Source organism: Zunongwangia profunda SM-A87 (assembly GCF_000023465.1).
Classification (GTDB): Bacteria; Bacteroidota; Bacteroidia; order Flavobacteriales; family Flavobacteriaceae; genus Zunongwangia; species Zunongwangia profunda.
In genome coordinates this window covers 4,628,199-4,644,005 of sequence record NC_014041.1, presented here as the reverse complement: position 1 = coordinate 4,644,005, position 15,807 = coordinate 4,628,199, and the positions used below count along the sequence as shown (strand labels likewise).

General features: G+C 36.4%; 15 protein-coding genes and 1 pseudogene. 7 read left to right on the top strand and 9 right to left on the bottom strand.

What is annotated here, in order from left to right; translation table 11 throughout:
• Positions 1-3 precede the first annotated feature (3 nt).
• From ZPR_RS22735 to ZPR_RS20460, 5 genes are all read left to right on the top strand, one after another.
• Positions 4-306, top strand: coding sequence for a DUF6660 family protein (locus ZPR_RS22735; RefSeq protein WP_013073691.1), 303 nt, complete (start codon positions 4-6; stop codon positions 304-306).
• 108 nt (positions 307-414) lie between these two features.
• A complete protein-coding gene (locus ZPR_RS20475) occupies positions 415-4,749 on the top strand; it encodes a CusA/CzcA family heavy metal efflux RND transporter (RefSeq protein WP_041579261.1) in 4,335 nt (1,444 codons plus the stop codon).
• 22 nt (positions 4,750-4,771) lie between these two features.
• A complete protein-coding gene (locus ZPR_RS20470) occupies positions 4,772-5,965 on the top strand; it encodes an efflux RND transporter periplasmic adaptor subunit (protein WP_013073689.1) in 1,194 nt (397 codons plus the stop codon).
• Between the two features lie 7 nt (positions 5,966-5,972).
• Positions 5,973-6,383, top strand: coding sequence for a Fur family transcriptional regulator (locus tag ZPR_RS20465; protein ID WP_013073688.1), 411 nt, complete (start codon positions 5,973-5,975; stop codon positions 6,381-6,383).
• A gap of 96 nt (positions 6,384-6,479) precedes the next feature.
• A complete protein-coding gene (locus tag ZPR_RS20460; RefSeq protein ID WP_013073687.1) occupies positions 6,480-6,845 on the top strand; it encodes a hypothetical protein in 366 nt (121 codons plus the stop codon).
• 56 nt (positions 6,846-6,901) lie between these two features.
• On the opposite strand, the gene ZPR_RS20455 is transcribed toward ZPR_RS20460, so the two are convergent.
• The 3 genes from ZPR_RS20455 to ZPR_RS20445 all read right to left on the bottom strand — a co-directional run bounded on the left by ZPR_RS20455 (position 6,902) and on the right by ZPR_RS20445 (position 9,820).
• On the bottom strand, positions 6,902-8,545 hold the full coding sequence (locus ZPR_RS20455) for a carboxylesterase/lipase family protein (protein ID WP_013073686.1): 1,644 nt from the start codon (positions 8,543-8,545) through the stop codon (positions 6,902-6,904).
• Positions 8,546-8,793: 248 nt separating this feature from the next.
• Positions 8,794-9,015, bottom strand: a complete 222-nt coding sequence (locus ZPR_RS20450) for a hypothetical protein (RefSeq protein ID WP_013073685.1) — start codon at positions 9,013-9,015, stop codon at positions 8,794-8,796.
• Between the two features lie 70 nt (positions 9,016-9,085).
• Positions 9,086-9,820 (bottom strand): SDR family oxidoreductase, encoded by a 735-nt coding sequence (locus tag ZPR_RS20445; protein WP_013073684.1) that lies wholly within the window; start codon positions 9,818-9,820, stop codon positions 9,086-9,088.
• 251 nt (positions 9,821-10,071) lie between these two features.
• Here ZPR_RS20445 and ZPR_RS20440 point away from each other — a divergent pair, with 251 nt between their 5' ends.
• Entirely contained in the window at positions 10,072-11,094 is a 1,023-nt protein-coding gene (locus ZPR_RS20440) for a hypothetical protein (RefSeq protein WP_013073683.1), read from the top strand.
• Positions 11,095-11,154: 60 nt separating this feature from the next.
• Here ZPR_RS20440 and ZPR_RS23810 read toward each other — a convergent pair whose 3' ends face one another.
• The 5 genes and pseudogenes from ZPR_RS23810 to ZPR_RS20420 all read right to left on the bottom strand — a co-directional run bounded on the left by ZPR_RS23810 (position 11,155) and on the right by ZPR_RS20420 (position 13,712).
• The gene (locus tag ZPR_RS23810) at positions 11,155-11,541 is read right to left on the bottom strand and encodes an acyl-CoA thioesterase (RefSeq protein ID WP_041580142.1); all 387 of its coding nucleotides are present in this window, start codon (positions 11,539-11,541) and stop codon (positions 11,155-11,157) included.
• A gap of 45 nt (positions 11,542-11,586) precedes the next feature.
• Positions 11,587-11,862: pseudogene (locus ZPR_RS23805) on the bottom strand (PAS domain-containing protein); the annotation flags it as partial.
• Between the two features lie 230 nt (positions 11,863-12,092).
• Positions 12,093-12,389, bottom strand: coding sequence for a TIGR03643 family protein (locus ZPR_RS20430; protein WP_013073681.1), 297 nt, complete (start codon positions 12,387-12,389; stop codon positions 12,093-12,095).
• A 56-nt stretch (positions 12,390-12,445) separates the two neighbouring features.
• Positions 12,446-12,703: a hypothetical protein gene (locus ZPR_RS20425; RefSeq protein ID WP_013073680.1), complete on the bottom strand. Its 258-nt coding sequence runs from the start codon at positions 12,701-12,703 to the stop codon at positions 12,446-12,448.
• A 115-nt stretch (positions 12,704-12,818) separates the two neighbouring features.
• Entirely contained in the window at positions 12,819-13,712 is an 894-nt protein-coding gene (locus ZPR_RS20420; RefSeq protein ID WP_013073679.1) for a YihY/virulence factor BrkB family protein, read from the bottom strand.
• Positions 13,713-13,898: 186 nt separating this feature from the next.
• Between ZPR_RS20420 and ZPR_RS20415 the strand changes: the two genes are divergently transcribed.
• A complete protein-coding gene (locus ZPR_RS20415) occupies positions 13,899-14,735 on the top strand; it encodes a universal stress protein (RefSeq protein WP_013073678.1) in 837 nt (278 codons plus the stop codon).
• On the opposite strand, the gene ZPR_RS20410 is transcribed toward ZPR_RS20415, so the two are convergent.
• Positions 14,732-15,766, bottom strand: coding sequence for a flavin-containing monooxygenase (locus ZPR_RS20410; protein WP_013073677.1), 1,035 nt, complete (start codon positions 15,764-15,766; stop codon positions 14,732-14,734). The two genes, ZPR_RS20415 and ZPR_RS20410, sit on opposite strands and share 4 nt — an antisense overlap.
• Between the last annotated feature and the right edge of the window lie 41 nt (positions 15,767-15,807).

The window sequence follows — 15,807 nt, the reverse complement described above, 5'->3', positions numbered from 1 at the left end:
AAAGTGAAAATTATAGGAATCATATTATCTGTACTTTTTTTATCACTTAGCTTTATGCCTTGTGCCGATGCGACTACCAATTTTGAAGATGATGATCTTATTGTAGAGCAGCATAACAATCATGAGGCTTCAGTAGATTTATGTTCTCCTTTTTGCCAGTGCCACTGCTGCCATAATCATATTATGGTTAATAATGATCCGGTTTTTGAGCAGGCGATGGCCATGACTATAAATGCTGCTTTTATTTATCTGAATAAAGAAACTTCACAGTTTACCACAAAATATATCCCACCCCCACAAGCTTAATTTAGATTCATGGATTTATATATCCATCTTTTGAAGATTCTAAGCTTAAAATTTAAGAGTTAAGATTCTTTCCATTTATTATATCTAAATTTTAAAATATATCATCTGATGATTAATAAAATCATTGACTTCTCTGTCAATAATAAATTTATCGTCGGGTTGCTAACGCTGGTCCTTATTGCCGGCGGTTTGTGGAGTATGCAGGAAGTTCCTGTAGATGCTCAGCCCGATATCACCAATAATCAAATACAGGTAATTACCCAGGCACCAAGTTTAGGGGTCGAAGATATCGAACAGTTTGTGACTTATCCGGTAGAAGTGGCTATGGGGAATCTTCCTGAGGTAACAGAAATTCGGTCGGTTTCCCGATTCGGACTTTCAGTGGTAACTATTGTTTTTAATGATGATGCAGGTACGTATTTACCACGACAGCTGGTTGCCGAGCAACTTTCTAAAGTAAAAAAAGAAATACCTGAAGGGTTTGGAGAGCCATTTATGGGACCCATTTCTACTGGCTTGGGTGAAATTTATCAATATACTTTGGAAGTTGATCCCACATTTAAAGCTGAATATTCAGTTACCCGTTTACGTAGTATTCAGGATTGGATTGTAAAACGCCAGTTTGCCATGGTGCCAGGTGTTGTAGAGGTGAATAGTATTGGGGGGAAAATAAAGCAATACGAGGTAGCTGTAGATCCCGATCATTTACGATCGATGGATGTTACGATTTCTGAAGTTTTTAATGCACTGACGTCGAATAATCAAAATACTGGGGGAGCCTATATCGAGAAAAATCACCGTGCCAATTTTATTAGAGGAGAAGGTCTGGTCACCTCGATAAATGATATCGAGAATATCATTATCAAAAATGAAAAATTCCCAATAACCATTGGTGATGTTGCCAAGGTGCAAATGGGTAATGCCATTAGGTATGGCGCACTTACTAAAAACGGGAAAGGCGAAGCCATTGGCGGAAGCATTTTGATGCTGAAAGGAGCAAATTCTAACGAAGTTGTTGAGAATGTAAAAAAACGTATTTCACAAATCGAAAAATCCTTACCCGAAGGGGTTCATATTAAACCTTTTTTAGACCGGAGTGAATTAATAGCGAATACTACTGCTACCGTAAAAAATAATTTACTGGAAGGAGGCCTTATTGTGATTTTTGTTTTAGTGGTCCTGCTCGGGAATTTTAGGGGAGGTCTTATTGTGGCTTCTACTATTCCGCTTTCCCTGTTTTTCGCGTTTATCCTAATGAATATTTTTGATGTTTGGGCCAATTTGATGAGCCTTGGAGCTATCGATTTTGGAATTATTGTAGACGGTGCGGTGATCATCGTAGAAAGTACCGTCTTTGTCTTTAGCCAAAAAGCTTTAAAACAAAAACTCGATCAAAGCCAGAAAAATAAGCTGGTGAGCAAATCATCTAAAAAAATGATGAATGCTGCTTTCTTTGGTCAGGCCATTATTTTAATTGTTTTTCTACCCATTTTGGCTTTAGAAGGAGTGGAAGGGAAAATGTTTAAACCCATGGCGCTTACCTTCATCTTTGCCATGTTGGGAGCCATGATCCTTTGTCTTACTTATGTGCCTATGATCTCTGCACTCTTTCTTAAAAATAAAAAGTCTGATAAAAAAGGATGGGGTGATCGATTAGTACTGTGGCTCCAGGAAAAATATGAGCCTTTACTTCAAAAAGCACTAAAAGGAACGAAAGGTATTGTAGCCTGTGCACTGTTATTACTGGTTTTTGCTGGTTATCTTTTTAGCCGAATGGGCGGCGAGTTTATTCCGCAGCTAGATGAAGGTGACCTTGCTTTTCATGTGATCTTAAAACCTGGAAGCTCCCTTAATGAAGGAATTGCTACTTCAACAAAAATCGAAAATTTACTGCTCAATAATTTTCCTGAAGTAAAGCAGGTAGTAACGCGGTTTGGAGTTTCTGAAGTGCCAACAGATCCTATGCCAATGGATATAGGCGATAGTTTTGTGATCTTAAAACCAAAATCTGAATGGACATCTGCCGATAATAAAGATGAACTTATCAAAAAAATGAAGCATACGATAAGTGAAATTCCCGGTGTAAGCTACGAATTTACCCAGCCTGTAGAAATGCGTTTTAATGAATTGCTTACCGGAATTAGGGAAGATATTGCCGTAAAACTTTATGGTGAAGATTTAGATGTTCTCGCAGCAAAGGCTCAGGAAATGGGTGGTATCATTGCCGGGATAGATGGCGTTGCCGATATGAAAGTAGAGGCGACGGCCGGGTTACCGCAAATTAATATAGATTATGATCGTGCTCGAATGGCTCGCTATGGAATAAACATTGAAAAAGTAAATAAAATGATAAAAACGGCTTTTGCAGGGGCTAAAGCGGGAGTTGTTTTTGAGGGAGAGCGAAAATTTGATTTGGTCCTTCGGTTGGACGAGGAAAACCGCAGGGAGTTATCAGATATAGAAGCATTGTATATTAATTTACCGGATGGCAGCAGTGTTCCTTTAGAAGAATTAGCCAATATCAGTTATCAGCCGGGGCCTATGCAAATTAGTCGGGATAACACCAATCGAAGAACCTATGTGGGGATTAATATCAGAGACCGTGATGTAAAATCTGTTGTTCATGACATTCAGCAAGAATTAGAGACAAATTTTGATCTTCCACCAGGATATTTTATACGGTATGGCGGTGCTTTCGAGAATTTAGAGCGAGCAAGCCAGCGATTGCAAATAGTAGTGCCCATTGCCTTGTTACTTATTTTTATTCTTATCTACTTTGCTTTAAAGTCATTTAGGCAAACTCTAATGATTTATATGGCGATACCACTGGCCGCCATTGGAGGGATTATCTCATTGTGGTTACGCGGAATGCCATTTAGTATATCGGCAGGCGTTGGTTTTATTGTGCTTTTTGGTGTTGCCGTTTTAAACGGACTCGTTTTAATTGGTAGTTTAAATGAATTAAAAGCGGAGAGAAAAACAGCCAATTTACAGCAACGAATTTTACTGGGAACAAAACGAAGGATTCGGCCAATTTTACTAACTGCCCTTACCGATGTTCTTGGTTTTTTACCCATGGCTTTTTCCAGTTCTGCAGGAGCCGAAGTACAACGCCCGTTAGCTACGGTGGTGATTGGAGGTTTAATAACTTCTACGTTATTGACCCTATTTGTTTTACCTGTTTTGTATAAGTGGGTAGAAGAAGGTGTTTTTAATTTGAGCATCAAAAAGGACCAAATTACTGCTGTAGGAGTGCTTTTAGCTATTTTAATTCCTAATTTTTCCAATGCTCAGCAAAATGAAGTACTTCCTGAAATAAATATGCAGGAAGCCGTAGAACTAGGGCTTCAAAATTATCCGCTATTAAAAAATAAGTACTTACAAATAGACAGGCAGGAAGCTTTAAAAAAGAATGCCTGGGAGTTTGGTAAAACCAGCATTTTTACCGGAGGCGAAGAGCTTAAAAATGGGAATGGAATTTATACCAGAATAGGCGTTAATCAACAAAATATTGATGTTTTCGGAATTGCTTCGGCCTTAAAACTTCAAAAGGAAAAATTAAAATTAGCTGAAAATGAACTGAATTTATCCAAAATTGAAGTGGCCAGGCAAATTCGGAAATTATGGACTAAAACCTATGCTGCAAAAAGAAGGTTTCTGCTGTATAGAGAGTTAGACTCTATGTACGGAAAATTTAATGAAGCGGTAGAGCTGCGTTATGAAGTGGAAGCCATTTCCAGATTAGAGAAATTAAACGCCCAAAATAAGGGGAATCAAATTCGAATGAAGACCCAACAGTTTAAAGCAGCTTATGTTAATGCTTTAAGCGAGCTCAACTTATGGCTGGGTACTAAGGATCATAAAACTGTTGCTTTGACAATACAGCTGCTACCATTTCAATATTCCGAAGAGAATAGCGCTGACAACCATCCGATGTTAAGGGCCGCAAAACAGGAAACAGAAGTTGCTTCAGCAAACCTGCAAAAACAAAAAGCAGCATTTTTACCAAAGTTGAATTTGCAATATGCCAAACAAGAAGTACAGGGGGTGGATGGTTTCTATACCTATCAGGCAGGGGTTTCTATTCCGTTTTTAAGTGGTAAAAGTTATGGTGATGCAAGAGCTGCAAAGATTGAAACCCAAATTGTAAATCGAAAGGCAAATTTTAAAAAGCAGCAATTTTTAGTACAGTTGCAACAAGCAAAACGAAATTACGAAAGCTGGAAGGATAATTGGCAGTATTATCAGAAAGCTGCTTTAAAGGTGGCCAAAGAACAGCGAAAAGGAGCATTGCTGGCTTATAAAGAAGGAGCTTTGGATTATGTAGCTTTTATTCAAAACCTAGAAGAAGCTTTGCGAACCGAGCTGGATGCGATTGAAGCTGCGAAATCATATTTACTGGCTTATGCCGACATGAAATTTTACCTGGGGAATGATATTTAAAAATCAGAAATTATAAAATACAATGAAATTAAATACAATTTTAAGTTTGCTGCTTTTTGGCATTTTAGCAGCTTGCGGAAATACAACATCCAAAGATAATGTTGAGTATAAAGCAGAAACTCAAATTAACGAGGAATCTGAAGAAAATTCACATGCTTTAAACGTCGTTGAAATTAGTACATCTCAATTTGATGCTTTAAATATTAAATTGGGTACGGTTAAAAAGAGGAATATGGCTGGAACGTTCACTGCTAATGGGCAATTAGAGGTGCCGCCACAAAACGAAGCATCGGTTACTACCGTTTATGGTGCAACTATTAAAAGTATCAATGTTATTGAGGGGCAGCAGGTGAAAAAAGGACAGGTGCTGGCATATATTGCGCATCCTGATATTGTGGCAATTCAAACAAAATTTTTAAATGCTTTTAATCAATTTCAGCTTAAGGAAAAAGAATATGAGCGCCAGAAAAAGCTTTATGATGCCGGAGTGGCTTCAGGAGAAAATTTTCAGGTTACTGCAACCGAATTTCAGAATGCAAAAGAGACGATGAACGGATTAAAAGCACAGTTACATTTATTGAATATTAATGCGGCTCAAGTAGCGCAGGGAAAATTAGCGCAAAAAATCCCTATTTTGAGTCCGATTACCGGTGCGGTAGAAAAAGTGAAAGTGAAAACCGGACAATATGTTTCTGCCCAAACAGAACTTTTTGAAATATTAAATGTAGAAGATGTTCATGCCGATTTAATGGTTTTTGAAAAAGACATTGAAAATGTAGCAATAGGACAACAGGTACGATTGACTTTAAAGTCGAGGCCAGGTTTAGAAATGATGGCAAACATTATATCTGTAGGACGGGTGTTTGAAGAAAATCCGAAAGCAGTGCATATTCATGCTGAAATTGAAAACAAACCCAAAAATTTAATCCCGGGGATGTACCTTACCGGAAAAATCATTACCACCAATCATCTAATTGAGGCTATTCCAACTGAAGCTATTTTTACTGAAAATAACCGGGATTTTATTTTTAAGACGGAAGAAAATAACGGTAAGTGGTATTTTACGCCTATAGAAGTGAAAACGGGAATAAAGGATAACAACTGGATAACTATTACCTTTATGAATCCAAAAGATAAAAACGTAAAATTTGCTTTAAATAATGCATATTATTTACAGGCCGAAATGAATAAAGGAGAAGGTGGCCATTCACACTAATAATGCTATGAAAGAAATTGAAACTATTTTAAAAGCAAAGGGAATTCGGCCTACTGCCGTACGGCTACTGGTTTATAAATTTATGGCAAAAGAATCTTTGGCGATGAGTTTAAATGATATAGAAGCTGCTTTTGGCCAGACAGAGCGCACTACGCTCTTTAGAAGTTTAAAGTTATTTGAAGAGAAAGGATTGGTACATAAAATCGAGGATGGTAGCGGTATTGCAAAATTTGCTTTAGAAACAGCGGGTGAAAACGGGGCGAACGAAAAATTGCATCTGCATTTTCATTGCTCTAAATGTGGAGAAACACAGTGTTTAACAGATCAAACCATTCCTAATATTAGCCTTCCAAAAGGTTTTAAAGCTACTGATGCTAATCTTGTTGTTAAAGGATTATGTGATAAGTGTTATCAATAGTTATTGATAAAACCTTCTTAATTTAAGATAATCAGTTTAAACTAATTAATTATTTAAGAGTCAAAGATTTGTAGGAACTTAATAACAGTTTACATCATGAAAAAAGTAATTTTAGGTTTATTATTGCTCGTGGGAACACAAATGTTTGCTCAGGGGAGAATGTCTGAAGCCTCTTTAAAGAAAATGCAGGATGAAGAAATGGCTGCGCTTAGCCTTACTGAACAACAAATGCCGCAGTACAAAGTGATCAATACCACTTTTATGGAGGGTTTAAAAGAGTTGCGTGAGGCCGATGGTGACCGATCAGAGAAGTTTGCTGAGATGCGTAAACTTTCTGAAAAGCGTAATGAAGATTTAAGAGAATTACTTTCAGAGGAACAATTCGCAAAGTTTGAAAAATTACAGGAAGAGCGTCGCAAGAAAATGATAGGACGTGCACGTGAAAGAAGAAAGAATAATTAGTATGCTAAAAGCCCTCTAAAATAGAGGGCTTTTACTTTTACAAAAGACTATAAAAATTATTGTTCGGTGTACTTTTTATCTAAAAACAGGAATCGATTATCATCTTTGGCATTCTCAGCTTTAGATTCGGTATCCAGAATCATGACGGGAGGTGTTTTATCACTGGACTCAGCCTTTGGCCATTCCGGTAAATTTTCGGAATTTGGACTTCCTGTTTTAATAAAATTCGCTAAATATTCCTGAATAGTTTCTGAAACTTTGTAGTCTTCATCGGTCCAGGAATAATCTTCTATCCGGTCTAGATTACCCATAAAATATTCAATTTCTGCGGCATGAGGAGCACCAATGGCTTTTGGCGCTTCAGGTGTATTTTTATCTTTTTCCTGAGTCCCACCTGCAAGACCAGGTTGTTTGGACTGGTCTTTTAGTTTAGGTCTTAATTTGCTATATAAATAACGATAAACAGAAGTTTCAGAATTTTTGCGATGTAGGTCAAACCATTTCCAGGTACTATATACGATAAAACGGTCTGAGGCTAATTTGGTTGCTGAGTAGCGTACTTCTTCTTTATCAGTATGCGGGTAAAGATTCAATGCTTCTTTGTAATCTTCAGGATAAATTTCTTTTACCTTTTTTATAAAATTTTCGGGGGTATTCTCTAAGCCTTGCATTAATGCCATCCCAGGAATTTCGGCAGAATTCCAGCCAACAAGTAAAGGAACCTGGGCCTGTTCTTTCGCTTCGAATATTTCAGGAAGTGATTTTGGTAAAAAGTAATTATCGATCACTGTGGGAAAACCATATCTTCCAGAGTTCTGGTAAAGCATAAAAATAGAATCGGTACTCATCGCTCTCAGCTCGGCCAGAGATTTAGCGCCAATTTTTTCTGCAAAATCAAGTCCTGTTTTTTCTGCTTCTTCTAAGGCAATCGGTGCAAGTGTAGGGTGTATAGCAGCACCACTTTCACCAATAGCGCCATGAATAAGATCTTTTGAGAGTGGCGATGCCATTTGAGCGCTTACCGAAATAGAGCCGGCAGATTCTCCCGCAATGGTTACTTTTTTAGGGTCACCTCCAAAAGCAGCAATATTATCGCGTACCCATTCCAGCGATTTTTGCTGATCTAATAATCCGTAATTTCCCGAGGCATGATATGAAGCTTCTTCGCTAAGTTCGGGATGGGCCATAAAACCAAAAATGTTTAACCTATAATTTACGGTAACTACAACCATTCCTTTTTTAGCCATGGTTTCTCCATCGTAGCGAGGTTCTGAGGCATCACCGGCTACAAATCCGCCACCATAAAAGTAAACCAGAACCGGAAGTTTTTCTTGAGTGGCTTCTTTAGGAGTCCATACGTTTAGGTATAAACAATCTTCGCTCATTCCGTTGGAACGGGATTTCATATCCCCAAAAACATTAGCCTGTACCGGTTTATGCTTAAACTCTTTTGTTGATAAGGTATCTTTCCAACTTTTTGTATCCTGTGGGGCCTTCCACCGTAAATCGCCCACCGGAGGCTGAGCAAAAGGGATTCCGAAATATTTTCTAACCGAATTTTCTTCGTTTAGGAAACCTTCAACTTTACCATTTTCTGTAGAAACAATGAGATTATCCTTTTTAGAATCCTGGTTTTCGCTGGTATTTTTGCAGGACGTTAAAAGGCTTAATCCTGCAAATAACAGTATGATTTTTTTCATTATAACAGATTATTTTAATAAATATACAATCATTGCTTAAAAAGTAATCATAAAAAAAGCCGGAATTTCCGGCTTTTTTTATGATTGATGTTTTGTAATTATCAAGTCTTATCCAGATTCGAATTGAACCGGGTTTATTGGCACCGCCAAAGGGTTTAATACCCCGAGGCTTGCCTCGGAATTGAAATTTTGTGCCTATCGAATGCCTCGTGGGCTTGCCCCGAGGTAGTTTACTAGAATTTTAAGTTTTAAACCACAATTTTCTTTTCCCCTTTAATTTCATGATAATTTTGACTTATATCATTTTGATCTTTTTTAGTTTTAAAAAGTTTATAGCCCAGATATCCTAAGCCTGCTACAGCACCAATACCCAGTCCTACCATACCGCTTTTAGCCACGATTCTTTTTCCTGCTTTTGCTGCAAGATAACCTACGGCCCATTTTCCGGTTTTTTTCAATTGGTTTTTCATAGAATTTATAGTTTTTGTTTTAATTTAATTGTTTTTTAAGCTTGAGGCTTGTTTGCCCAGAGTTACTTTTTTAAGATTTACCTGTTGGTTTTATAAGGAGCTCGTTTACGTTTACACTATCGGGCTGGGATAGGGCATATAATACGGCATCGGCAATATTTTTAGCTTCCAGTTTAGGTTCAGAAGCATCGTTATAATTTTTGTCGTTCAGTAATTCTTCGTCTGTAATATTATTTCTTAAAGCAGTGTCTACTGTGCCAGGTTCGATACAGGTAACTCTAATATTATAGTCTGGAGAAAGTTCCATGCGCATTGCCTTCGATAAAGTAATGATGGCAGATTTTGAAGCACCGTAAATCGCACCGCCTTGATATACCTCTTTACCATCTACCGAAGAAATATTTATAATATGACCACCTTCGTTTTGCTTCATATAAGGTAAAGCGCCATGTATACAGCGAAGGGTTCCTTTTACATTTACCTCGATGGTTTGAAGCCATTCATCCAGATGGCGGTTTTTTAAATAGGTTAATGGCATTACCCCGGCTGAATTTACCAGAATATCTATAGTTTTAAATTTTGCAACTGCTTTTTTAAAGCCTTTGGCAACACTCTCGGTCTGGCTTACGTCCATTTCTATAACCATACTTTCTGACACTAAATGCTGCTTAATTTCTTTAAGTTTTTCTGTATTTCTGCTGGCTAAAACTATTTTACATCCTTCTTCAGATAATTTAATTGCAATTGCTCTGCCTATGCCACTGCTTGCTCCTGTAATTAAAGCGACTTTGTCTTTTACTATCATATAATCTTCCAATTCATTTAAATCGATTTACACTTCTTTTATCCAGTATGAATGACGCAATTTTTTTATCGAATCTCAGGTAAAACAATCTTAATCTTTTAATAAATCTAAGTTAAACATTATAGGAAGGTGCTGGTTAACTATCTGTTTTTTAGTTTTTTATTGTTTGCTGTTGGTTTTTGTGGAATTTTTTGTAAAACTATAATTAGCATATTTGCGTAAATATTGGGAGAACATAAATTCGATTAATTATGAAAAATTTTATTAAACCAATTTTTATGTTAGTAGCAGGAACGATGATATTTTCCTGTAGTGATGATGACGGAATGGGTGAAAATCCAGTGCGGCCTTCAAGTACGGCACATCTTTATGCTACAAGCCATAATGGTTCTGTAACCCGTTATGATATTAATACCTCTGAAACCACTACTTACCAAACCTCATCAGACGATGCAGAGGGAATTTATTATGATGGTGAAGATGATTCTTTTACCATAGTTTCTCGCTCTTCAACTAGTTTAGAAAGTTATATAGGGATTGATAAATTGGAAACCGGCGTAGATCTGAATATAGATATTGATCTATCAAGTTCTTCCGATCTGCAAAGTCCGCGTGATATTGCTGTAAACGGGAATATTTATGTTGTGGCCGATAATGCAGATGTAGATGGAGACGATACGACTGCGGACGGGAGATTCTTTATTTATACTAAAACATCTTCTGGATTTCAATTAAGAAATGTGGTAACGGTAGATTTTAAAGTTTTGGGAATCGAATTTATAGGTGACGATTTGTATGCCGTGGTAGATACGACTAATAAACTGGCGGTTTTTACCAACTTTTCTTCAGCTTATATGACCAACATGAATGTTTCAGCAACAAAAACTGTAGAAGTTGAAGGCATTGTAAGAACACACGGTTTAGATTATGATGACGGAACTATGGTAATGACGGATATTGGCGATGCTGCCTCAGATTCTGATGGTGCTTTTCATGTGATTACAAATTTTGACAGTAAGTTTAATACAACGATGGATGGCGGAATGATTTCTATCGGTGATCAAATGCGAGTAAGTGGCGGAAATACCAATCTTGGAAATCCAGTAAATCTTGCTTACGATGCTAACTATGATGCGGTATTTATTGCTGAAGTGGCTAATGGTGGAGGTAGAGTCCTTGCTTTTTCTGAGGTAAGCACCTCAAGTGGAAACAGGTCGCCACAAATTAATAATAGTTTATCTGGCGCTTCAGCCGTTTATTTTTATACAGAATAATAGTACTTTTTTGTCCCAAATCATGAGGCTGTCTTAAAATTATTTTTTGGACAGCCTCATTTATATATTAAGACTTACAGGTTTTTTATTCTCGTCGATGGCCACAAAGGTAAATTCTCCCTTTACTGCCTGTTCCCTTTGATCAGAGTACATCTCTTCAATATAAATTTCTACACTTACTTTTAAGCTGGAATTACCTACATTGGTTACTGTTCCTATTAATTCTACAAATGTTCCTTCGGGAATTGGCTTTTTAAAATCTATACGATCGCTACTCACGGTTACCATACGCTGCCTACTGAATCTTGTTGCGGTAATAAAAGCCACCTCGTCCATCATTTGCATGGCGGTGCCCCCAAAAAGAGTATCGTAGTGATTGGTTGTATTCGGAAAAACCGCTTTAAAAAGACTGGTGGTTGATTTTGCTATTCGTTCTTCAATATTCATAAATTTCTTTTTCCAGCGCCAGAAAGTGTGTGATTTGTTGCTCGATATTTTTAATGGGGAAATATCGATTTTACATAAATATTCCTCTCCGTTTTTACGATAGTTGGCTAAAACTTCAGAGAAGTTAGTACCTGAAGTCACCAGATTTTTAATGTTTTTTTTCGTTATGGCAGAAGTGTTTTTACCCTGTAAGAAATTAGGTTTTTTCCCTTTGGCAAAATTAGCAGGATATCCTGTCATACTGCTAAAACCCTTGTTTGTCCAAACTATGGTCTGGTCTTTTTGAGTAAGTATTAACGCTTCATAATCCTTTTCCAGCATAAAATTTAAAGGAGTATTCCAATTAAATTTTTCGGCAAAATTCTGTAATGATTTCATTTCAGTTTTACGTCTTGCCTGTTCTTTTATTTTATCTGAGTAATCAGCAAAAATATCCATACTACTCAACGGATGCAATTGCTGTACCTGCAGATTGCTTAAAAGCTCTGAAGATTCATTTAAAAAAAGGTCTAGTGAAGACAGGTTATAATCTTTTTCTGGAGCCATGATGATTAATATTTCTTTTTAGAAATTCGGTTACCTGTTATCGGGCGTTGCCGGCTGCTTTTAAAACGTCCAGTTTCAAAATTCCTAAGTTTTTGGTGTTTTGTTTTTCTACCCTGCACTCTTGCACGCCATTTTTTCCAGTTTTTAGGGTGCATTTGCTCCTGCATAAATTTAATGACATCTTTCTCGGTAAGACCAAATTGATATTCTATAGCCTCAAAAGTCGTACGATCTTCCCAGGCCATAGCAATGATTCTATCGATCTGTCTTTCAGATAGATTAAATTTTTCAGCAATTTTCATTATTCAACTTTTGTTTAAAGATAATCCGATAAAGTTGAACGCAAAAATAATTATAATTAATTTAAAATGCAGGAAGTGTTTTTGATCACTTTATAACCACAGGTATATACTTCAGGAATGGCACTAATGGAATGTTTGGGAACTTTTGACTTTTTCAATTTCAGAAATTTTGCTTTAAAACTTCTACAATCCAGTTTTTTATCACTTAACAATTTTCCCTTTTTGTTTTTTTGATACTTAAGATGATTTGCAAAAACAAAATTAGCTACGCGGTATTCAACGAGGGTTTCATTAAAAGCATCATTTTTCATCATTACTGAGATTAGAAAGAATATACTGTAATTTAATGAATTATTATTTTTGTGACCATTAATTTAACATATTTTATTTTTTGACACCTTTAATTATTTATAATATAATTAATCGTTTTCATTTTTCTAATTTCTCGGCGATAAGATAATCAACGATTTCAGTATTTATTTCGGCACCTAATAAAATGATGAAACAGGTGATATATAACCAAAGCAAAAGCACAACAACTGCTGAGATAGAACCATAGACTTCGCCATAATTACCAAAGTTGCTTACGTAAAAAGAGAATCCGTAAGAGGCAGCCAACCAGACAATAGTAGAAAATAAGGCACCGGGGATTACCCATCTTGTTGTAGGTTTTGGCCTGGCCGGTGCAAATTTATATACTAAGCATAAAAAAATACTTACCAAAAAAGCCAATAACAGCCAGCGCGACCAGCTTATTAAATCTTCTAATTTTGCAGGCAATCCTATTTTATGCACCAATGCCGGAAATCCTACGATTAAAATCATACTTAAAATAAGCATGATAAGCCCGCCTATCGTAAATACTGATGCCATTAAGTATTGTTTAAAAATATTATGATTTTCTATGGTGTCGTAGGCAATATCTACACCGGTTAGCAAACCGTTTGTACCTTTATTAGCGCTCCAAATACTAAAAATAATCCCAAATACGGTTCCCCAGCCTAATTGATCGCCATGGGTTTGTAAAAACACATCTACTCGTTGTTGTAAAACTTCAAAGGCCTGGCGAGGCATCATGGCAGAGAGTTCGTTAATCTGTCGCTGAATTTCCTGTGGATCTGTAGCTAATCCGTATAAAGAGATTAATGCCATAATTGCGGGGAAAACCGCTAAAAATGCGTAAAAAGCAACTCCGGCAGAAACGATACTTACCTTATCTGCGCTAATTTCATTTTTCACCTCTTTTATAACTTCCCACCAGCCTTTGGCTGAAAGCTTAAAAGGATTGTGCTTATTTTTAGTGTCTATATTTTCCCTTTTCATTAAAATAATATTGGCGTCTACAAAAATTAAGGATAAAATCCATGCTTGTTCATAATACCCTGTTAATTGTCGAATTTTTTAATCGCTTTTCAGCTTTCAGCAGGTAACTTTGATAGCTGTGGATTATGATCTATGTCATAGTTTGGTGGTGCTAATATTTGTAAATTAGATATAAAATTATTCGTTATGAGAACTGTGCTTTTACCCACTGATTTTTCTGATAATTCTTACAATGCTATTCAGTACGCATTGCAACTATTTAAAAATTCCAGAACCAAATTTATTCTGCTTAATACGCTTTATAATGCAGATTTTATTATTTATAGTAGTTTGTATGGAGTATATAAAGAGAATTCGATTAAAAATTTATCGCGATTTCTAAAGAAAATCGAGGAAGAATTTCCCAATAAGCTCCATGAATTCGAATTAGTTTCCACCTTTAAAATGTTACATGAAGAAATTAAAGATCGTGTTGCTCAAGAGACTATAGATTTAATCATCATGGGAACCGAAGGGGCTCAGGATGGAAGCGAACTTATTTTTGGTACGAATACTGTTCATGCTATTAAAGTGGCTAAGTGCCCTTTACTCGCTATCCCTGCGGGAGCTACTTATAAAGAACCAAAAAACATCTTGTTTCCAAACGATTTGAAACTAGACTTTGCTGAGTACGATTTATGGTTTTTAAAAAGTATCGTAGAGCAGTTTGAAGCAAAAGTTCATATTCTTAATGTTAGTTTTGGTAAAGATCTGGAGGAGAACCAGCAAAAATCTAAAGAAGCCCTCCAAAAATATTTTGATGATTATGGTTATATTTTTGGAAGGATAAACCGGGATAGCGTGATGGATGCTTTGCAGGAATACCAAAAAGAAAACCCTGTAGAAATGCTGGTTATGGTTAAAAACAAACATACGTTTATAGAAAAACTGCTGTTTAGCTCACTGGTACACGAGGTAGCTTACAATGTAAAAATACCATTTTTAGTGTTGCCTACAGAAAATTATAAACGTCATGAAGTTTAATTTTCTATAAAGTCAATTAAATATTTAGCATCATTTTTAATGCCTCCCAAAGTTGCAGATCCACGGGTATGTAGCCACGGGAGGCCTATAAAATAAAGACCTTTGGTATTGCTTATACCACGTTTATGTTTAGGATAACCTTCTTTGGTAAGCTCTAATCCCTCTATCCAGCTAAAATTTGGTCGGTAGCCGGTTGCCCAAATAATATTGCTAATATCTGTGAGTTCTTTTTTTTCAGTATAAATAATTTGTTCTTCTGCATCGATGGTTTTACCTACGGCTTCCACATTTCGTCTGGATAAAATTTCTTTTACATCGGTGCCAATAATAGGTTGCCTGCTTTTATTTATTTTTTTTCCGATCCATGAATCTTTACTGAAATTTAAAAATCCGGTTTTACTAAACCACCACCATAAGGTTTTACCAAGAAATTCTTGTGGAAGTACTTTTACATTGGTAGCTCCTGAAAAATAGGTTTGCTGTCCCAATGCTGAAATTTCATCTAGAATCTGGAAGCCAGAGTCACCGGCACCCACAACCAGAGTGTTTCCTTTTTGTAATTGTTCTGGATTTTTATAATAATTACTATGAATTTGTACTATGGTAGGGCTTAATTTTTTATAAAACGGCGGGGTGTAGGGGATATGAAAAGGCCCGGTAGCTATAATTACATTTTTAGCCTGAATTTGTTGTTGCTCTGTTTCAATAAAGAATATAGATTTATCCTTTTTTACTGAAGTCACAAGGGTATTTAACCGAAGCGGAAATTCGAACTTTTCAGCATAGATTTTAAAGTAATTCGCAACTTCTGTTTTAGAGGGATAATGTCCCTTTTTGGCCGGAAAATCCATACCGGGTAAATGGTTAAACTCTGTTGGCGTAAATAATTTAAGGGAATCCCAGCGGTTAAGCCATGAGGAGCCAATTTCCTCTTCTTTATCAAGAATAAGAAAATTATATCCCGCTTTTTTTAAATAATAGCCCATGGCAAGACCGGCCTGCGCCGCCCCAATAATTATAAAATCGAACATGCTTTGTTTTGCTGCAAATTTAAAATTTAGCTTATGAAAAC

Bases quoted from the DNA above. Each gene is read 5' to 3' on its own strand.
- ZPR_RS20410 (WP_013073677.1), bottom strand. From the start codon at position 15,766: ATGTTCGATTTTATAATTATTGGGGCGGCGCAGGCCGGTCTTGCCATG.
- ZPR_RS20475 (WP_041579261.1), top strand. From the start codon at position 415: ATGATTAATAAAATCATTGACTTCTCTGTCAATAATAAATTTATCGTC.
- ZPR_RS20445 (WP_013073684.1), bottom strand. From the start codon at position 9,820: ATGATAGTAAAAGACAAAGTCGCTTTAATTACAGGAGCAAGCAGTGGC.
- ZPR_RS23810 (WP_041580142.1), bottom strand. From the start codon at position 11,541: ATGAATATTGAAGAACGAATAGCAAAATCAACCACCAGTCTTTTTAAA.
- ZPR_RS20450 (WP_013073685.1), bottom strand. From the start codon at position 9,015: ATGAAAAACCAATTGAAAAAAACCGGAAAATGGGCCGTAGGTTATCTT.
- ZPR_RS20420 (WP_013073679.1), bottom strand. From the start codon at position 13,712: ATGAAAAGGGAAAATATAGACACTAAAAATAAGCACAATCCTTTTAAG.
- ZPR_RS20430 (WP_013073681.1), bottom strand. From the start codon at position 12,389: ATGAAAATTGCTGAAAAATTTAATCTATCTGAAAGACAGATCGATAGA.
- ZPR_RS20455 (WP_013073686.1), bottom strand. From the start codon at position 8,545: ATGAAAAAAATCATACTGTTATTTGCAGGATTAAGCCTTTTAACGTCC.
- ZPR_RS20440 (WP_013073683.1), top strand. From the start codon at position 10,072: ATGAAAAATTTTATTAAACCAATTTTTATGTTAGTAGCAGGAACGATG.
- ZPR_RS20465 (WP_013073688.1), top strand. From the start codon at position 5,973: ATGAAAGAAATTGAAACTATTTTAAAAGCAAAGGGAATTCGGCCTACT.
- ZPR_RS20460 (WP_013073687.1), top strand. From the start codon at position 6,480: ATGAAAAAAGTAATTTTAGGTTTATTATTGCTCGTGGGAACACAAATG.
- ZPR_RS20470 (WP_013073689.1), top strand. From the start codon at position 4,772: ATGAAATTAAATACAATTTTAAGTTTGCTGCTTTTTGGCATTTTAGCA.
- ZPR_RS20425 (WP_013073680.1), bottom strand. From the start codon at position 12,703: ATGATGAAAAATGATGCTTTTAATGAAACCCTCGTTGAATACCGCGTA.
- ZPR_RS20415 (WP_013073678.1), top strand. From the start codon at position 13,899: ATGAGAACTGTGCTTTTACCCACTGATTTTTCTGATAATTCTTACAAT.